Raw genomic sequence first — 2,099 nt, forward strand, 5'->3', positions numbered from 1 at the left:
GATAAGTATTATCATAGCTCTTTTTTAGAGGAGAGCTGGGATTCCACATTGCTAAATTAATTGCAAAGTGGTCTGTTATGGCTTTGTATTTTTGTTGTTTCTGTCCTTGTGTAAGGCTTTTTTTATTATCTTTACCCATAGAAAATGAGACGATACAATATCGCGTTTTAGTCTTGCTGAAGAGGTCGGATTCCAAAGCAAGAATTATACATCTTTGTCTTTTATCGAATCAAAGATACAAAAAATAAATGCTTGGGTTTTTACTCAAGCATTATTTTTTTACAGCAATTGCTGTTTTTTATCTCTCATTTTAGGAGCAAGGGGCTAAAACGTCATGACAATTTCACTGCGTTACATTGCATTCCTATTTCGTCCCTTGAAAATTTTTTACGCTTCGCTAAATTTTAGATTTTTCATTCTGAAAAATTGGAAAAAAACCCACTTGAAAAATAGATTTCCCAAGCAGTTATGCTAATGTATCAAGGCTATGAGGTAAAACCCTTGAAAACAAAGGACTTAGGGGCTTTTTACCGACAAATAGAAAAGTTAGATTTTAAAGCCTTTTTTCTTTGAAAAAAGTAGGTAGGTTTTTTAGCGTTTTTAGAACAAAACAAGTTCTTTTTTTCTGATGAAAAGACAAAAAAAAAGCCCAGAGTTATCTCTAGACTTCTTGTTTCGTTTTCGAATTTCGGCGCTCAAGAGTTGCACCTCTGCAGAGCTCTTTACCTCCTCATCGACTCACAAATATAATGTTTTTTTTCGGAAGTTCCGCCCCCTCCCCCACCTTGGTGGCAAGAAGTTTTTGTGTCACAAAAACACATCTTGCAACTATTTAAAATCGCTATGTTATTATATAAAACCGTGTTTAGTGAAGATTTTATTTTCTCGCATTACCAATGGAGAAAATTCTTTTCTCCATTGGTAATGCGAAATATCATAGGACTAAAAGTGCAAAATATCAAAAGACCAGAGTATAAAAATATCAAAATATCAAAATATCAAAGGATATTTTACCCCTCCGATTTCATATGATTTTATCATTGGTATAACCTACTAGACCAATTTTTAATCGTACCTCTAAAATTTGGTCGTAGGCTCTTCGAGAGATAAAAAACAAATCTTGTTTTGTTCTGAAAACGCTAAAAAACCTAAATGTTTTAGCGCAGCTAAAAAAATCACTCCCGTACTTTTTTCTGACACAATCGGAGAATTTCCGGTTCTAGTTCTTCGCCGATCAACATTTCCCCTGTTGCTTGGTTAACCCAATCGAATGCATCTTTTTGCCAAATCCATAAACTTTCTTCGTTTCCTAGACGCAAATAAAGTTCTTCTTCAAATTGTCCTTGTACTTGAAAATCTTCGTCTGTCGGCTCTTTTATAGCTTTAATTCCTCCAAAAGTAGCAAGAGTACGTTTCCCTTTTAAAATACAAAAAAGTGCGTCTAATCGTTTAAAATTATCTGATTTAGACAAATCAACAGTCATTTTAATAGCGTACTTAAATAACTCCGATAAAGCTCCTGCATTAGCAGGCCTGATATCTTGAGCATTTGGATTAGATTGAGGATTCCGTTTTAACCATTCTTTTACAATCCACTCAGCATTCGCCCACCCATCAACAATCATATGCATATGGTAGTGATATTGTCCATTCGGTCTAATAGTACATTCCATTGTCCTAATTCCTTTTAAAAAAACACCACTCTTAAAGGCATCCCCTCTCTTGTCTTTGCTTGAATTATAGAGCATTCTCCAGCTTTTTTCCATTTCTTCTATTTGGCTTTGGAGTTCTTCAATGGAACAAGTAGGTCTTGTAAGAGTAACAAAAAACGGCTGTCCAAAATCATTAATTTGAGTAGCATATTGTTTTATATTAATAGCACTACGTATACGATTACAAGTATAGCACCAACGATTTTTGCAGTAAGTTGAAGTCATTTTTTCGCCGTTATAATGTTTAACACGATTGCAATGATAAGTATTATCATAGCTCTTTTTTAGAGGAGAGCTGGGATTCCACATTGCTAAATTAATTGCAAAGTGGTCTGTTATGGCTTTGTATTTTTGTTGTTTCTGTCCTTGTGTAAGGCTTTTTTTATT

The 2,099-nt window shown here is 34.2% G+C and carries 1 protein-coding gene; it reads right to left on the minus strand.

The window, feature by feature from the left end:
• Positions 1–1,175 precede the first annotated feature (1,175 nt).
• Positions 1,176–2,099 (minus strand): protein rep (locus FTV37_RS17140; protein ID WP_180064324.1); only part of this gene is annotated, 924 nt, incomplete at its 5' end.

Source organism: Acinetobacter sp. YH16042 (assembly GCF_013417245.1).
In the GTDB taxonomy this organism is placed as follows: domain Bacteria; phylum Pseudomonadota; class Gammaproteobacteria; order Pseudomonadales; family Moraxellaceae; genus Acinetobacter; species Acinetobacter amyesii.